The 17,186-nt window shown below is 70.1% G+C and carries 12 protein-coding genes; 6 read left to right on the top strand and 6 right to left on the bottom strand.

What is annotated here, in order from left to right; translation table 11 throughout:
* Positions 1-83: 83 nt before the first annotated feature.
* Entirely contained in the window at positions 84-527 is a 444-nt protein-coding gene (locus NDW01_RS29390; RefSeq protein WP_252827466.1) for a hypothetical protein, read from the bottom strand.
* Positions 528-1,011: 484 nt separating this feature from the next.
* Between NDW01_RS29390 and NDW01_RS29395 the strand changes: the two genes are divergently transcribed.
* The gene (locus NDW01_RS29395) at positions 1,012-2,214 is read left to right on the top strand and encodes a MalY/PatB family protein (protein WP_252827467.1); all 1,203 of its coding nucleotides are present in this window, start codon (positions 1,012-1,014) and stop codon (positions 2,212-2,214) included.
* 347 nt (positions 2,215-2,561) lie between these two features.
* Here NDW01_RS29395 and NDW01_RS29400 read toward each other — a convergent pair whose 3' ends face one another.
* Complete coding sequence (locus NDW01_RS29400) at positions 2,562-2,918, bottom strand: tetratricopeptide repeat protein (RefSeq protein ID WP_252827468.1); 357 nt, start codon at positions 2,916-2,918, stop codon at positions 2,562-2,564.
* A 349-nt stretch (positions 2,919-3,267) separates the two neighbouring features.
* Here NDW01_RS29400 and NDW01_RS29405 point away from each other — a divergent pair, with 349 nt between their 5' ends.
* Entirely contained in the window at positions 3,268-4,080 is an 813-nt protein-coding gene (locus NDW01_RS29405; protein WP_308211816.1) for an SAM-dependent methyltransferase, read from the top strand.
* A gap of 104 nt (positions 4,081-4,184) precedes the next feature.
* Here the strand turns inward: NDW01_RS29405 and NDW01_RS29410 are convergent, their stop codons facing one another.
* Positions 4,185-4,652: a DUF5110 domain-containing protein gene (locus tag NDW01_RS29410; protein WP_252827470.1), complete on the bottom strand. Its 468-nt coding sequence runs from the start codon at positions 4,650-4,652 to the stop codon at positions 4,185-4,187.
* On the opposite strand from NDW01_RS29410, the gene NDW01_RS29415 reads away from it, so the two are divergent.
* Complete coding sequence (locus tag NDW01_RS29415) at positions 4,651-5,052, top strand: hypothetical protein (protein WP_252827471.1); 402 nt, start codon at positions 4,651-4,653, stop codon at positions 5,050-5,052. The two genes, NDW01_RS29410 and NDW01_RS29415, sit on opposite strands and share 2 nt — an antisense overlap.
* Before the next feature lie 22 nt (positions 5,053-5,074).
* On the opposite strand, the gene NDW01_RS29420 is transcribed toward NDW01_RS29415, so the two are convergent.
* The gene (locus tag NDW01_RS29420; protein WP_252827472.1) at positions 5,075-6,088 is read right to left on the bottom strand and encodes a LacI family DNA-binding transcriptional regulator; all 1,014 of its coding nucleotides are present in this window, start codon (positions 6,086-6,088) and stop codon (positions 5,075-5,077) included.
* 534 nt (positions 6,089-6,622) lie between these two features.
* Here NDW01_RS29420 and NDW01_RS29425 point away from each other — a divergent pair.
* Positions 6,623-12,190 (top strand): GH92 family glycosyl hydrolase, encoded by a 5,568-nt coding sequence (locus NDW01_RS29425; protein WP_252827473.1) that lies wholly within the window; start codon positions 6,623-6,625, stop codon positions 12,188-12,190.
* A gap of 59 nt (positions 12,191-12,249) precedes the next feature.
* Here the strand turns inward: NDW01_RS29425 and NDW01_RS43990 are convergent, their stop codons facing one another.
* Positions 12,250-13,608, bottom strand: coding sequence for a PP2C family protein-serine/threonine phosphatase (locus NDW01_RS43990; RefSeq protein ID WP_252827474.1), 1,359 nt, complete (start codon positions 13,606-13,608; stop codon positions 12,250-12,252).
* Positions 13,609-14,034: 426 nt separating this feature from the next.
* Complete coding sequence (locus NDW01_RS29435) at positions 14,035-14,652, bottom strand: Hsp20/alpha crystallin family protein (RefSeq protein ID WP_252827475.1); 618 nt, start codon at positions 14,650-14,652, stop codon at positions 14,035-14,037.
* A gap of 511 nt (positions 14,653-15,163) precedes the next feature.
* Between NDW01_RS29435 and NDW01_RS29440 the strand changes: the two genes are divergently transcribed.
* On the top strand, positions 15,164-15,841 hold the full coding sequence (locus NDW01_RS29440; RefSeq protein ID WP_252827476.1) for a hypothetical protein: 678 nt from the start codon (positions 15,164-15,166) through the stop codon (positions 15,839-15,841).
* Between the two features lie 6 nt (positions 15,842-15,847).
* Positions 15,848-17,122 (top strand): SRPBCC family protein, encoded by a 1,275-nt coding sequence (locus NDW01_RS29445; protein WP_252827477.1) that lies wholly within the window; start codon positions 15,848-15,850, stop codon positions 17,120-17,122.
* Positions 17,123-17,186 lie beyond the last annotated feature (64 nt).

The following is a 17,186-nucleotide window of genomic DNA, read 5'->3' on the forward strand; positions in this document are numbered from 1 at the left end:
TCGAACGCGCCCGGCTCGGGCGGCGAACACGGCGGACGAGCAGGCTGCGGGCCTGCCCCGAACAGGGTGGACTGGCGTTCCGTCTAGGCGGCCAGCGACGCCATGAGGGCCTCGAGTTCGCTGACCATGGTGGCGTAGTCGACCAGGCGCTCGTGGATCTGGGTGTGCTCCGCGGTCTGGTCGCCGAGTTCGGCGACGAGCACCTCGATGAGCCGGTCGAGGTTGTTGTGGGCGATGCTCACCGGGAAGTGGGAGAGCGGAGTGGTGAGCTGCGGGTCCGCGGTGGGCGGCCCGGAGGTGATGCGGCCGTCCGAGCCGGACGCCTCGCGCCACGAACGTTCGACGGTGAGGTCGTAGCGGCGGAAGGCGTCGAAGTAGTAATTGCGCCAGCGCTCGCGGAGCTCAGCGGCGCTGATGCGGTTGTCGAGGAATTCGGCGGCGGTCGGTACGACGATGGCGCGGTACTCGGCCAGCAGCGGGCCGGTGTCGGGGCCGCCGGTCTGCACTCCCTGGTCTGTCACCGTCATGGTGTTCTCCGATCGTGGGCTAGTGGGCGGGCTCGCTTGAGATCAGACAAACACTTGAAGAAACGATAGTCAACGAAGCGGCGCGTGTACTGATCGGCGGGAGCGCCAGTGCTCGCAGGGAGCTTGACTTCGCTGGCTGCGAATGACGGAGAACTGCAATATATTTCAGTAGCGCCCGGGCGCGGCAGGTCGTGGCTGGCGGGCGCGCTGCGCAGGTCTTCGCCGACCGCGCCCGGGCTGCTCAACCGCGAACTTTTCGAGGTTGAGCGGCCGGCCGGCCCCGCACCGGCTCACCCGGAGCGTGGACGGCCTCACCGGGCCCTGGCCCGGATCCGGAATACCGAAGAACTCAGCGTAAAGAATACGCGGCGCCCTTTCAACGACTCCGATATCGCCCATGCTGTTCGTGGGAACGATGCCATGGCCGGCCGGCCGCGTAATAATCCAACCGATGATTATGATGATCTATCGGAAAGGCGGAGCGATGCGCGAACCAAGTGCCGTGGTGGCCGATTTCGGCTTCGAAAACCTCGACATGTCGTGGCTCCGGCGCAAGGAGGGCGTCAAGTGGGGCCGGGCCGGGCACGATGTACTCCCCGCCTGGATAGCCGACATGGACTTCCCCGTGGCGGAGCCGATCAGAGAGGCGATATACGCGACAGTACGGCGAGGGGATATCGGATATCCATCCTGGTCGAACTGGATGGGGCTCAGCCCGCTTGCCGAGCCGTTCGCGAGGCGGATGACCGAGCTCCATGACTGGCAGCCCAGGCCCGACTGGGTGCGTAACTTCAGTGACCTGATCCAGGCGATACAGGTCGTGCTCTACTTGACCACGCGGCCAGGAGAAGCGATCGCCCTGCACACGCCGAACTATCCGCCGATCCTCAAGTCGATCACTATGATGGGACGGCGGGCGATCTTCAGCCCGATGGAGTGGACCGGCGAAGACTGGGGCTTCGATCCGGCCCGGCTGGAGCAGGACGTGGCGAAGGCCGGATGCCGCACCTTGATCGTCGTCAACCCGCACAACCCCACCGGGCATGTGTACACGACGGCGGAGTTGCAGGCTCTCGCCGACATCGCGGTGCGGAACGACATGCTCGTCGTCGCTGACGAGATCTTCGCCGAACTGGCCTACTCACCGCATCGGCACGTCCCCCTGGCCTCCCTGGGGCCGGACATCGCCGACCGGACGGTCACCCTGACCTCGGCCACGAAGGCGTTCAACATGGCAGGCCTGCGCTGCGCGGTCGCGCACGTCGGCTCCGCCCGGCTGCGAGAGGCCCTCGACGCGTGCCCGCCGGACCTCTTCGGCGTCCTCGACGTGCTGGGCGTGGAGGCGACCAGAGCCGCGTGGGAGAAGGGCGGCGCGTGGCTGGCCGCGCTGATGGATCATCTGGGGGAGAACCGCGACCTGATCGCCGACACGCTGACGGCGTGGGCGCCGGCCATCGGGTACCACCCGCCGCAGGCGACATACCTGGCCTGGCTGGACTGCCGCCGTCTCGAAATGGCGATGGAGCCCGCCGCATTCTTCAAGGAGAAGGCGAAGGTCGCGCTCAGCTCGGGAGAGAACTACGGGCCTGGGGGAGCCGGGTTCGCACGGCTGAACTTCGCCACCTCAGCGGCGCTCCTGGGCGAGATCCTGAACAACATGGCGGACGCCGTCGACGGCGCACAGTAGGCCGGTCCGCCGGTGGACGGGGGAGGCCCGATGCACCTCTCACAATGGATCCGTCGCCTGACACCCCGGCGGGGCGATCTGCTGCGCTCGCTGGCGGTGCTCTGTTCCTATTGGATTCTGGCCGTCGATTGCATACCGCGAGATCTCCTGATGGGCGATGACCGAATCGAATCCGAGGGTACCGGGGAGACCGATTCACAGTCGGGCGTCGAGAGTCGCGGTGCGAAGAATTAGGTAGGCGATCGGCAGATCGTGCCGATCGCCTACTGAGAAATGCCCCGGCGTGGGCTGTGGCTCGTCCCGTGGCCGGCCGGCCTCGGGGCGTCCGAGGCCGGCTCGGAGTGAGATCAGTCGGCGAGGTTCGCGGCGGAGACGAAGACCGCCACCTCCTCGGCCGGGTCGGTGCCCATGGCGCGGGCCAGATTGCGGTACGGCGCGGCCTCGTCGGTGCGGCCGCGCCGCTCGAGAGTGCGGGCCAGCGCCTCGTACGCCCAGCCGTTGGCGGGATCCAGCTCGATCAGCCGCCGGAAGGTGCTCTCCGCGCGGCCCAACTGCGCGCTGTGGAAGTAGGCCCGCCCGAGCAGCTCGACGGCCGCCCGGTTGTCCGGCTCGCTCTCGACGATCGGGGCGAGAATACGACCCGCCTCGGCGTAGTCCCGGGCGTCGAAGAACATCCGTCCGCGCTGGTACTCCTCGTAGATCATCGGGGTCCTTCCATCGACGACGTCCGCATCGTCGGACGCCGGCCGCCACAACGCTCGTCCCCGCCGTCCTCTTCCCACCGTCCGATGCCGTGGCTGCACCGGCTCACTTCAGGCGCCTGCTGCCCGGGGCGTCGAGAGCCCGCCGAGGGTGGGCGCAGCCGCGCGTGCGCACGCGCGGCTGCGGTGACGAGCGGCCGAGCGAGCTCCTCGAGGGGTGCTCGCCGGCCTGGGCGTGCGGTGAACCATCACGGCCGGCGTCTGGACAGGCGTGGGGACGGCGATTCGCCGCGCTCATTACCGAATGGGGTTATGGCTAAGATGACGATCTCACCTTGACTGGAGGCCGAGCGTGCCCGATTCGCAGGATGTCCGAATCCCTACGGTAGATGTCACCAGGCCGAGTGTCGCTCGGATGTATGACTACTATCTGTCAGGGAAGGACAACTTCGAGGTCGATCGGGCCGCCGCGGAGCAGGTCGCGCAGGCCATGCCGGAGATCCGCGAACTGGCTCTGGAGAACCGCTCGTTCCTGCGCCGGGCGGTGCGCTACATGACCCAGCGTGGTGTCCGGCAATTCCTCGACATCGGCTCCGGGCTGCCCACCGTGGGTAACACCCATGAGATCGCCCAGGAGATCGCCGCGGACGCGCGGGTCGTCTACGTCGACGTCGATCCGGTGGTGCTCGTGCACGGCCGGGCGCTGTTGGGAAGGGACAAGAGCACCACAGTGGTCCAAGGCGACATGCGTCGCCCCGGCGAAGTACTCGGCCACCAGGAGACCACCCGGCTGCTCGATCCGACGGCTCCGGTCGGAGTGCTGATGATCGCCATGATCCACTTCCTCACCTTGGAGGAGCGGCGTTCGGTCATGGAGGAGCTGCGTGCGGCCCTTCCCCCGGGGAGCTATCTGGCCGCCACTCACGTGACCGGGGAAGGCCACTCCGCTTCAGCGGTCGAGCAGATCGAGGCCGTCTACGCGACCACACCGACGCCCATCTACTTCCGTCCCCGGCAGGAGATCGCCGGCTTCTTCGAAGGGTTCGACGTGGTCGAGCCCGGGTTGGTCACCATCGACCGGTGGAACCCCGACTCCGACCAACGAGATCGTCCTCGGGCCAAGGCCGGCACCTGGCTTTACGGAGCCGTGGCCCGCAAGCCCTGACCGGAAGGTGAGCGCGGCACGGAGGGCGGGCCGGGATCCGGCGCCGCGCCCCGTGCCGCTTCGGCGTTCACCGCCCGGCGTGGCTCGAGGCCGAGGCCGGTGGGTCAGTCGTGGGCGATCGTGGTGTTGTTCGCTCGGGTGGTGATCGGGTCGGTGCGGACGGTGAGGACCCGGGTCTGCGGGTCGTAGCTCCAGCCGGTTCCGGTCTCGGTGGGGGCGAGGCGGTGGCCGTTGACGGTGACGGTGGTGGGCCGGTCGGTGTCGACGAACCGGACGGTCCAGCGTCGTTCGGTGACCCGCCCCGGGTACTGACCGCGTCGTCCGCCGATGACCACGGCTGAAGTGGGACGGCCGGGTCCGTTGGCGTTCTCGACGTAGTCGATCCGGGTGGTGGCGGAGTGGCCGTGCTCGTCGCCGTGGCCTTCTCCGGCGTCCTCATAGAGGGTGAAGCCGCCCGGAGCGCCGGGTGCCACGTCCAGGGTGACCTGGTCGAGGGGGCGCTGGCCGACGTTGTCGACGTAGTCGGTCCAGCGTCCCGGCGGGAACCAGGGACCGTTGGACGCCGACGACATGGTCTATGTGAAGCTCGCCTTCGGCGACCTGGACGACCTGGTCCTGGCGGCGTCGGCCGGTGACCCGGACGTCACCGACGTGGTCACGCAGGCCGTACGCCACCTCGGCCGCGGCCTCGCGAACCTGGTCAACATCACCAACCACGCCCATCTCGTCGTCGGCGGAGAGCTCTCGGCCCGATTCTGCGCGTGGAACCGCTACGACACTCCTTCGCCGCCCGGCTGTCCGGCATCCGCCTCAGCACGGCGTCTCTGGGCAGGCGCTCATCGCCGTACGGAGCGCTCGCGATGGTGCTCACCCAGCCGCCGCGTTTCGTCGACGGTGCCTCCGGCCGCGACATCGGACCACGGTCTCGGGCGAAGCGGCGATGAGACGGACCCGCACGGCCGGCGCACCTGACCGGCTCCGTGCGGCACGCGGTTCAGCGCGGAGGAGCGCCCCTGGCGACCAACTCGGTGGGAAGGACCACCGTACGCGGCAGGGAGCGGTCTCCCTCGATCCGGCGGAACAGCAGTTCGGTGGCGACCCGGGCCAGTTCGTGCGTGTCGTAGGCGATGACGGTCAGCGGGTACGGCACCAGGCGGGCCAGGTCGAAGTCGTCGAACCCCAGCAGCGCGGCGTCACTGCCCCGGCGGCACAGCTCCTCGATCACGCCGACGGTGATCCGGTTGTTCAGGCTGAAGAAGGCGGTCGGCGGGTCCGGCCGGTCGAGCAGGTCGGCGACGGTCCGGGCGGCCGCCGCCGGATCGCGGATGCCGTCCCGGACGAGCCGGGTGTCGTACGGCGCGCCGGCCGGGGCCAGCACGTCGTACGCGCCGTCGAGCCGTTCCCGCATGGTGTGGATCCCGACCGAGTCGAGCAGGATGCCGATCCGGCGGTGGCCCGCCTCCACGAGCCGGCGCACGCCGGCCCGCGCGCCGCCGCGGTTGTCGAGCAGCACCGTGTCGGCGGCCAGTCCGCCGGCCGGCCGGTCGAGGAAGACCACGGGAGTGCCGAGCTCGACCTCGGTGCGCAGGAACGAGTGGTCGTACCCGGCCGGCACCACGAGCAGCCCGTCGACGCGGCGGGCGCACATGTCCCGCAGCAGTTGCCGCTCACGCGCCGGGTCCTCCTCGGAACTGGCGATGATGAGCATCATGTCGTGCTGCCGGACGACCTCGGCGGCGGTTCCGGCGATCGTGGCGTAGAACGGGTTGGCGATCTCCTCGATCAGCAGCCCGATCGTGGCGGACGCCTGTCCGGAGCGCAGCGAGCTCGCGAGATGGTTGCGACGGAAGCCGAGCTCCGCCACGGCGGCGAGCACCCGCTCGATCAGGTCGGGCTGGACGTTCGGCTCGTTGTTCACGACCCGCGAGACGGTCTTCAGGCTCACCCCCGCCCGGTTCGCCACGTCGACCATGGTGGGCCGCCTCGTACGGCCGATGTCGCCGGTCATGCGACGAACCATACCGGGACGCCTCGGCTCGGTTGACAACCTTGTCAGGCCGCATCGGTCAACCTGCCCGTCGTGGCTCTCGCCGTTGGGAGGGGAGGCGCCGCGGCCGTCAACTCGTCCGCCTCGCCCGCTCGAAGGAATCGGAAAAGTCGGACGGACGGTTATGAATCGGTTACATGGACCGATCTTGACAACGTTGTCTTCGAGGATCACGCTAGCCGTGATCTTCATTCGGGTGCCGCTCCTCCGCAGAACCCGCCGTCCCCCATGGAGTCCCCGCATGCCTGAATACCCGCGCTTCTGTTCACGGCAGCGGTCGCGGCGGTCGCCGCGGCTCCACGGACCCTCTCCCGGCGTCGGCCCGCGCTAGCCCTCCGCTCACACCGACGTACGGCAAGCCCGGCTCACGTACTCGGTAGGCCGCTCACGCCCCCCGCGCACCCCCGACGTTCGGCGCTCCCGCGCCTATCGAGTCGAAAGGCCCCTGCCATCAACGCGTCTCCACCCCTCCGTGCTCCCTTGCCCCTCCGGCGATTGGCCGCGGCAGCGGCCCTGTTGATGCCGGTGTCGCTGCTCGCCATCGCACCCTCGGCCAGCGCTGCGGCGCCGCCCGGCGACTTCAGCTCGTCGTTCGAGTCCTCCGATCCGCAACCCGCGACGAGCACCGCCGAGGTCGACGCGAGCGGCAATCCGATCCAGGGCAATCTGAGCGGATCGAGCCCCAGCGGACTGCCCGGCAGCCTGCTCGGCCAGGTCAGCGCGGTGACCGCGAGCGCCGAGAACCCGCCGAACGAGATCGCCGCGAACCTCAAAGATGAGAACCCGTCGACCAAGTGGCTGGCGTTCGACCCGACCGGCTGGGCGACCTACCAGCTGGCCAAGCCGGCGGCGGTCGTGAAGTACTCCCTGACCTCCGCGAACGACGCGCCGACCCGCGACCCCAAGGACTTCGTCCTGCAGGGGTCGGACGACGGCAAGACCTGGACCGACCTGGACAAACGGACAGGGCAGAGTTTCAGCGGGCGGTTCGCCACCAACGTCTACAGCTTCACCAACACGACCGCCTACGGCTATTACCGGCTGAACGTCACCGCGAACTCCGGTGACTCGCTCGTCCAGCTCGCCGACTGGAACATCAGCGACGGCTCGAACACCCAGCCGCCGGCCACCCCGATGGTCGGCGTCGTCGGTGCCGGTCCGGTCAGCGGCTACAACATGAAGCCGGGAGCCGGATTCACGGGGACGGCCTCGCTGCGCTACTCGGGCGGCGCCCAGGCCGCCGGCCGCGCGTACGCGACCGACAAGCTGTTCGACGTCAACATCCCGGTCGGGCCGAAGACCCGGCTGTCCTACAAGATCTTCCCTGAGTTCACCGGCGGCGACACGCAGTACCCGTCGACCTACGCGGCCGTCGACCTGCACTTCACCGACGGCAGCCACCTGAGCCAGTTGTCGCCCGTCGACCAGCACGGCTACGCGCTCACGGCCGCCGGACAGGGCGCCTCGAAGGTGCTCTACGCCGACCAGTGGAACGCGGTGCAGTCCGACATCGGGGAGGTCGCCAAGGGCAAGACGATCGACCGGATCCTGCTCGCGTACGACGACCCGCAGGCCAAGGCGTCGACCCGTTTCCAGGGCTGGCTCGACGACGTCACCGTGACGGCCGAGCCGACGCCGATCGACGGCTCCAGCCTGACGAATTACGTCGACACCCGGCGCGGGACCAACGCGTCGGGCTCGTTCTCACGCGGCAACAACCTGCCGATCACGGCGCTGCCGAACGACTTCAACTTCTTCACGCCGGTCACGGACGCCGGGTCCAACTCGTGGGAGTACGCGTACCAGCAGAGCAACAACGCGGCCAACCTGCCCACGCTGCAGGGACTGGCGATCTCGCACGAGCCCAGCCCGTGGATGGGCGACCGCAACCAGATGTCGGTCATGCCGGTGCCGGCCGGCGGGTCGCTCACCGGAGCGCCCAGCACCCGGGCCCAGGCGTTCAGCCACAACGACGAGATCGCGCGGCCGGACTTCTACCGCGTCGCGATGAAGAACGGCATGGCCGCGCAGATGTCGCCCACCGACCACGGCGGGATCATGCAGTTCACCTTCCCGTCCGGGATGGCCACCGGAAGCCTCGTCCTCTACAACGGCACGTTCACGATCGGGACGGACGGCGCGTTCTCCGGCTGGGTCGACAACGGAAGCGGCCTGTCGGCCGGTCGCAGCCGGATGTTCGTGTACGGCACGTTCGACCGGGCGCCCACGGCCTCCACCGCCACCTCCGCCACGTTCGACACCTCCGCGACGCACGACGTGACGATGCGCATCGCGACGTCGTTCATCTCGGTCGACCAGGCGCACAAGAACCTCGACCTCGAGGTCACCGGTAAGAGCTTCGACCGGATCCACGCCGACGCCACCGCGGCCTGGAACGACCGGCTCGGCCGGATCGGCGTCCAGGGGGCGACTGAGACGCAGCTGGTGACGCTCTACTCGAACCTCTACCGGCTCAACCTGTACCCGAACTCCCAGTCGGAGAACACCGGCACCGCCACCGCGCCGCACTGGCAGTACGCGAGCCCGGTGTCGGCGGCGACGGGCACGTCGACCGCCACGCAGACCGGCGCGAAGATCGTCGACGGGCAGATCTACGTCAACAACGGGTTCTGGGACACCTACCGCACCGTGTGGCCCGCGTACTCGCTGCTGTACCCGGACATCGCGGCCAAGATCGCCGACGGGTTCGCCCAGCAGTACCGCGACGGCGGCTGGATCGCCCGCTGGTCCTCGCCCGGCTACGCCGACCTGATGACCGGCACCAGCGCGAACGACGCGCTGGCCGAGGCGTACCTCAACGGCGTCAAGCTGCCCGACCCGCTCGGCGCGTACGACGCGATCGTCAAGGACGCGACCGTCGCGTCCGGGCGCAGTGCGGTCGGCCGCAAGGGCATCGAGACCGGGCTGTTCCTCGGCTACACGCCGACCTCCACGGGCGAGTCGGTGTCGTGGGCGCTGGAAGGCTTCATCAACGACTACGCCATCGGCAACATGGGCGCGGCCCTGGCCAAGGACCCGGCCACGCCGAAGGCGCGGCGCGCCCGGCTCGAGGAGGAGTCGGAGTACTTCCTGCAGCGCGCCCGTAACTACGTCAACCTCTTCGACACGAAGACGAAGTTCTTCGAGGGACGCAACGCCGCCGGGACCTTCACGGCCGGCAACCCGCTCGACTGGGGCGGCGTCTACACCGAGACCGACGGGTGGAACTTCGCGTTCACCGCGCAGCAGGACGGCATGGGACTGGCCAACCTGTACGGCGGGCAGCAGGCGCTGAAGGACAAGCTCGACCAGTTCTTCGCCACCCCGGAGAACGCCGACCACCCCGGCGGGTACGGCGGCACGATCCACGAGATGCTCGAGGCGCGTGCGGTCCGCATGGGTCAGCTCGGCATGAGCAACCAGCCGTCACACCACATCCCGTACATGTACGACTACGCCGGCGCGCCCTCCAAGACGCAGGCGATCGTGCGGGAGATCCTGCAGCGCCTCTACGTCGGCAGCGAGATCGGCCAGGGCTACCCGGGTGACGAGGACAACGGCGAGATGTCGTCGTGGTACATCCTCAGCTCGCTCGGCCTCTACCCGCTGCAGGCCGGCTCGTCCAACTGGGCCATCGGCTCGCCGCAGTTCACCCGGATGACCGTCCACCGCGAGACCGGTGACATCGTCGTCAACGCGCCGGACAACAGCACGAAGAACGTCTACGTGCAGAGCGTGAAGGTCAACGGGGAGAAGCAGAAGCAGACGTCCATCGACTCGTCCGTGTTCGCCCACGGCGGCACGATCGACTTCCGGATGGGCCCGAACCCGTCGGCCTGGGGCACCGGCAAGAAGGACGCGCCGCCGTCGCTGACCGAGAAGAACGACGTGCCGCAGCCGTTGCAGGACGTCACCGGCCCCGGTCTCGGCACCGCGACCGCGACCGGCGGGCAGGACGCGTCGAAGCTGTTCGACGACTCGTCGTCCACGCAGATGACCTTCGCCTCCGGCACGCCGCAGGTGACCTGGGTCGTCCACGGCGGCAGGCAGCAGCCGACGTACTACACGCTCACCTCCGGGGCGAGCGCGGGAGACCCGTCGGACTGGGAGCTGCAGGGCTCCCGGGACGGGATCACCTGGACCACCCTCGACCGGCGCAGCGGCGAGGTGTTCACGTGGCGGAACCAGACCCGGCCCTTCAAGATCGACAAGCCGGGTAAGTTCCCGCAGTTCCGTCTGGTCGTGACGAAGACGACCGGTGCCGCGCAGACGAACCTCGCCGAGATCGAGCTGCTCGCCGGCGGCGACGTCCAGCTCGGTGGCGGCGACATCGCGGTCACCCCCGCGAGCAGCGTGCACGCAACGTCCGGCGTCGCGGTGTCCGCGTCGCTGGCCTCCGTCACCGGGGGTACCGCGAGCGGCTACCAGGCCACGGTCGACTGGGGTGACGGCTCACCCGCCACCGCGGGCACCGTGACCCTGAGCTCGCGGGGCGTCTACAGCGTCGGCGGTTCGCACACCTACGCCAAGCCGGGTTACTACCAGGCCAAGGTCACGGTGACCGACGGCACCGGCCAGGGCGTGGCGACGGCCGGAGTCGACGTGGCGTACGCGCCGAGCAACAGCCTCACCACGGCGTTCGACACCGTCTGCATCGGTGACGACGGCACTCTGGCGGCCAACTGCGACGCCAAGTCGTGGGCGTACTCGCGTGCCGCCCTGGCGGCGGCCGGCGTGACCCAGGGCGAGCGGCACGACGTGCCCGGAACGGCGCTGCACTTCACGCTGCCGGCGGTTCCCGCCGGACAGCCGGACGACGCGACCGGCAACGGCCGCAAGATCGTGCTCAACCTGCCCGCCGACGCCAAGAGCATCTCGTTCATCGGCGCCGGTACGCAGGGCAACCAGAGCACGACCGCGACGGCGACGTTCAGCGACGGCAGCACCGCGAACATCCCGATCCAGATGAGCGACTGGACGCTGGGCGGCAACCCGAACGGCACGCCGTCCTACGGCAACATCATCGTCGCCAAGTCCGCGTACCGACTGCTCGGCACGAGCAAGGACGGCGCGCAGCCGTTCCTGTTCGCCACCGCGCCGTACCAGGTCCCGGCGGGCAAGACGCTCGTCTCGGTGACCCTCCCGACGCAGACCGGCGACCCCGGCTCGGCGGGCAGGATCCACGTGTTCGCCATCGCCGACGACGGCACGCCGGCCGCCGCGCTGGCGACCACCGCTCCGAAGGACCAGACGGTCACCGCCGGGCAGGTCCTCTCCGCGGACCTCGGTTCGGTCAAGGGCGGCGTTCCCGACTCGACGGGCTACCACGCCAGTGTCCAGTGGGGCGACGGCACGGCTCCCGAGGACGTCACGGTCGGCTCGGACGGTGCGATGAGCGGACAGCACAAGTACGCGCAGGACGGCACGTACACCGTGCACGTCACCGTGTGGGACACGCTGTCGAGCAGCACCGAGACGTTCACCGTGACCGTGGGGCGTGCGAAGTCCCAGCCGTCGATCTCGGTGGCGGCGTCGGCCGCCCCCGGTGACCCGATCACCGTCACCGGCCGCGGGTTCGCCGCCGGCGAGAAGGTGACCGTCAAGCTCGGCACCAGCCCGGTGCGCAGCCTGACGGTCGAGGCCTCGGCGAAGGGTGCGGTGAACACGTCGATAGCGGCGTCGGACGGCGCCCAGCCCGGCCGGTACTCCGTCACCGCAGCCGGCGCGTCCTCACGGACACCGGCGACGGCGACCGTTCGGGTGACCGAGCAGCCGGTGGCGCGGACGTACCGACCGGAGGTGACGTTGTCGACCACCTCGGGGCCGCGCGGCACCGCGATCACGGTCAACGGTTCCGGGTTCGCGCCGAACGAAGCGGTCACGATGAAGTTCGGCGCCGGCCTCGCCTCCATCACGGTGCGCGCGAACGGCGACGGCGTGATCTCCGGGGCGGTCATCAGCGTCCCGGGGACGGCGAAGCCGGGTGCGACGAGCATCACGCTGACCGGCGCTCACTCGGCGGCCCGGGTCAGACTGCCCTTCACGGTCGATGACCGGAACTAGGCGGAGCTAGTCGAAGCCGCCGGTGAGCGGACCCTGTCCACGGTCGCTCACCGGCGGTTTCACGTCTCGTACGACCCGCGAGGCGGCGTCTGACGGTCCGGACGCTGCACGGGGACCGTCTGGGGCATCAGCTGAATGGCGCCACCGGGGGTGGCGGGGCGCCACTCGGCGAGCATGATGGTGGCGTCGTCGGCCAGCGGGCCGTCGTGCTCGGCCAGGAGACCGTGGACGAGGCGGCGCAGCGCCTCCGGCGCGGACATGCCGGCCGCGGCGGTACGGAGGATGGTGTCGGCCAGGCGATCCACCCCGAACAGGTCGCCGTTGCGGGTGCGCGCCTCGGTCACGCCGTCGGTGTAGCACAGCAGCCGGTCGCCCGGTTGCAGGGTCTCGCGGTGCGTGCGCGGCCGTGTGCCCTCCAGCAGCCCCATGGGCGGGTCGGGGGTCCGCGCGAGCTCCTTGATCACTTTGTCCTTGCGGATCAGCAGCGGGGGCGGATGGCCGCAGTTGACCCATCGCAGCAGGCCGGTCTCCGCCTCCAGCTCCAGCAGCAGGCCGGTCATGAACCGCCACTCCGGGCTGTGCTCGCGGATCGCGCTGTCGGCGACCGTCGCGATCTCGGCCAGGTCGCCGCCGGCCCGGCGGGTGCTGCGGCAGGAGGCCAGGCCCACGGACGCGACGAGCCCGGCCACCAGGTCATGCCCGGCGGCGTCCAGGATCGTCATGTGGACCGCGGTGTCCATCGTGGAGAAGTCATAGGCGTCTCCGCCGAGCCGGTAGGCGGGCTCGGCCGCCGCGGATATCACGACGTCCTTGGTGGCCAGGGTGTGGCCCGGCATGAACGCCCAGACCATCTCGGCCGACAGCTCCATGCGCTCGCGCCGGCGCAGCCGCGCGAAGCCGTCGCTGTACACGCCGTGGCTGGCCACGAGGAGCGCCACCACTCCGGCCAGCAGGTGACACCGTTGCAGCACCTGCTCGTCCAGGTGATCGAGGGCCAGCTCCAGGACGCCGAGCCGTATGGTGCCGTCCACCAGCGGCAGCCACACCCGATGCCGCCGCACCGGCGCGTCGATCGCGGTCAGATCTCCTGAGGCGTCGCACTCTTCGGCCGTCACCGCGGCCAGTCTCCGGTAGGCCAGCCCGGCCACCGTGCCCTCGATCCGCACCGTGCCGCGCACGGGCGCGATCACGCCGGCCTCCGGATCACCGACGTCGACCGGAACGTCGATGGCCGGGTCCGCGTCGCCGTCCGCGCCGCAGGGGAGCGGCACGAGGACCGTCTCCTGCAGGTCGGCCAGGTAGACGACCACCCGTGTGATGCCCAGCGGCCGGGCCTGGTCCAGCACCACATCGGCGAGCCGGCTCGGCGGGTTGCACCGCGCCTCCCGCAGCATGCCGGCCAGCACCCGTTCACCCACGGACAGACCGGCGGAATCACCGACGTTCAACACGGCCGCCCGGTGCCGCTCCGCGTCAGCGGATCACGGCCGTGGAAGCGGGTGAGAGGACCGACCGGCGCGTGTTCCGCGTTCCGGCGATCGCGGAGAAGATGTTCGGACACCGGCGACTCCTGCCGACAGGGTCTCCAGGCCGGGAGGCCGCCGTAGCCCTGTCGTCGGCCCGCCGACCTGCTCTGACTCCGACACTACGCCCTGCCGCCCGGCGATTTGAGGGCAGCCCACAGGGAGACGGCCACCGCCGTTCTCCCTCCTCTCACCTCGCTTCTCCGGGCCGCGCCGGGCGGAGGAGCAGTGGTCGTCGTGACGGAACAGAAGGTGGCGATGCCGGAGCGGTCCGGCCTCACCTCCGCCGGAGCGGTCCGGCCTCACCTCCGCCGGAGCCGCTCAGCCCTCGGGCCGGATGCCCTCACTCGGCATTCCTCCCGACTCCGTCGCTCCGGTGGCCGGCATGCCCCCGGTGTGGGTGCCTCCGGCAGGCATGCCGGTGGCCTGTCCTTCGGCCGGCATGCCCGTGGTGTCCATGCCCTCGGCCGGCGTGCCGGTGGTCTCCGCGCCGCCGAGCGGCGTGCTCGTCGTGCGTCCACCCGTGATCGGGACGCGGTGCCCGTGGGATCGTTGCGCCTTCGGGATGCGCAGGGTCAGCACGCCCTCCTCGAGCTTCGCCTCGACGTTGTCCTCGTCGACGTCGGACGGCAGCGACGCGTGGTAGTGGAAGCGCCCGATCCGTACGCGCAGCGCGTTGGATCCTTCGGTCTCCTCCCGGACCTCACCGTTCACGCACAGCTCACGGTCGCGGATGCCGACGTCGATGTCGTCCGGCAGGATGCCCGGCAGCTCGAGCCGGACGACGTAGCCGTCGTCGGTCTCGTCGATCTCCGCCATGGGCACCCACGGGCGTTCGGCCTCGGCCTCCATCGGCGGCTGGATGAGCCCGGTCATCCGGTTGAGCAGCTCCTGAACGTCCGCGAAGGGATCCCGGTGCAGCAGTCCGGTCGGCTCCATCCCGTGCAGTCGGCCCCCTCTGCCACGCCGCCTCATCGGCATAGTCATGACAAATCCCCGTTTTCGTCGGTATGGGCGCCTTCGTCGGCGTCCACTCTCCCCGTCCGTCGAGGCGGTGGCCTCAGGCCACCGCAACGGCCTCATTGAGCGCCGTACCCGGCCGTTCTCGGGACCACACGTCGATCGGGCCGCTCGCGGCCGGTCGTCCGCCCCGGTCCGGCCGCTGCTCCCGGCCCCCGACGCGGACTGTCACGCGGCCCTGCGCAGGCCTTCTCCGCAGGCTCATCCGAGGGCCTCCGGACGGCGCTGAGGCCGCGCTCAGGTCATTGGCCTGCGGGTTTTGTGGACGATGGTAAGGGTAGGGCGATCGGTAACAGACCTACGTATTGATCGTTTTCACGCTCGAAGTCGGCGATATCGGCAGTAGGGGGGCCGGGGCCGGCGGGTCGGGTCAGGGCGGATGGGGGCTTGGCGCCCGCTCCGGCTGCGGGCGCCGAAGGGGGACACGATCATGAAGGACGGACTGCGGATCGCCCTGGCCGTCGGCGCGGGGTATCTCATGGGCCGCCGGCGCAAGATGAAGCTCGCGCTGACGCTCGCTGCGGCCGGCGCCTCGGGGCGTATCGCCAAGAACCCGGCGAGCCTCGTCAAGCAGGGTACGAACCTGCTGAACACCTCGCCCGAGGTCAAGAACCTGACCGATGCCGTGCGCGGCCGCCTCATCGAGGTCGGCAAGGCGGCGGCCGTCACCGCCGCCAGCAGTCAGATCGACGCGCTCAGCGACCGGCTTCAGCGACGGACCGAATCCCTCCTGCGGCCGCCGCGTACGCCCGGCGGCGCCCGGGAGAGGGAGGAAGAGGAGCCCTACGAGGAGCGGGACGTCCGCGAGGAGGAGCGCTACGACGAGGAACCGGAGGAACGGCCGAGGCGCCGGCCCACCGCCCTTCGCAGGCCGTCCGCCTTCCGCCGCCGGCCACGTGCCCACGACGTCGAGGAAGAAGAGAGCGAGCGGCCGCGCGAGGCGCGAGAGTACGCCGAGGACGAGAACGCCCGGCCGCGTGGCGTGCGGCGCTCGGCCTCCCGCCCCGCGGAGCCGGAGGACGAGTACGAAGAGGAGACCGACCGGCCACGACGGGAGGCTCCGCCGAGCGGGCCGGGGCGGCCGCCCGTCCGGCGTACGGGGAGGTGAGCGTCGATGACGGACGCGACGCGCTCGGTGACCGATCCACTGAAACGGACCACTGAGGAGCTTCCCGGTGGTGACCTGCTGAAAGACCTGCACGCCGACCGGTTGCTCGGCGAGGTGCAGCACCTGCTCGCCGCCATGGGCACCCGTGCCGCGAAGCGTCTGCTCGAACGGGTCGAGGGAACCGCGGACCGGCTCGGCGACTACTCCGAGAGCGGTGAGGGCGGCCTCCTGTCCGCTCTGACGGGAGGCGCCGGCGGTGGTCTGCTGTCCAGCCTGGCCAAGGGCGAGGGCGGCGGTCTGCTGTCCGGCCTCGCCAAGGGAGCGGGCGGGGGCGTGCTGTCCGGCCTCGCGAAAGGCGCGGGCGGCGGCGTGCTGTCCGCCCTGGCCGGCGGGGGAGAGAAGGGATCGCTGAGAGAGCGGCTCGCTCCGGGGTTCGCCGCCGTCAAGGCGTACGCCAAGACGAAGCTGGAACAGAGGCTGCGCGGGGGCGACAAGGGCGGCAAGGGCAAGAAGATCAAGGTCACCAACATCGTCGAGACACTCGACGTCGGTGCCCCGCTGAGGCTCGTCTACGACCAGTGGACCCAGTTCGAGGACTTCCCGTCCTTCATGAAGAAGGTCGAGGACGTCCACCAGGAGAGCGACGAGAAGGTCCGGTGGAAGGCACAGATCTTCGTGTCGCACCGTAACTGGGAGTCGACGATCATCGAGCAGATCCCCGACAAGCGGATCGTCTGGCGGTCGCGCGGCCCGAAGGGCTACGTGGACGGCGCCGTGGCCTTCAGCGAGATCGGGCCGGACATGACCCGCATCGCGCTGGTCCTGGAGTACCACCCGCAAGGGCTGTTCGAGCACACCGGGAACCTCTGGCGCGCCCAGGGACGCCGCGCGCGGCTGGAGTTCAAGCACTTCCGGCGGCACGTCATGACGCAGGCGGTCCTGCGCCCCGACGAGATCGAGGGATGGCGGGGCGAGATCCGCGACGGCGAGGTCGTCAAGGACCACGAGACCGCGATGCGCGAGGAGGGGAAGGCCGAAGGCCGGCCGGAGCGAACCGGGCGCGAGGAGGAAGAGCCGGAGCGCGGGCGCGAAGAGGAGCGCGAGCGCGAGTACGCGGAGGAGTACGAGGGCGAAGAGGAGCCGGAGTACGAGTACGGCGAGGAGGAGCCCGGCGAGAGCGAGCGCGGGCGCCGCGAGCCCGTGACCTCCGGCAGACGGCGTGGCGACACCGGGCGAGAGGAACGGCCCGAGCGCTCGGGACGCCGCGAGCGCCGCGGCTGACCGGCGGAGGCTCCGGCCGACCGGCGGAACCACTGGCTACCGACGGAACCACGGGCTTACCGAC

It is taken from the genome of Actinoallomurus soli (assembly GCF_024055715.1).
In the GTDB taxonomy this organism is placed as follows: domain Bacteria; phylum Actinomycetota; class Actinomycetes; order Streptosporangiales; family Streptosporangiaceae; genus Actinoallomurus; species Actinoallomurus soli.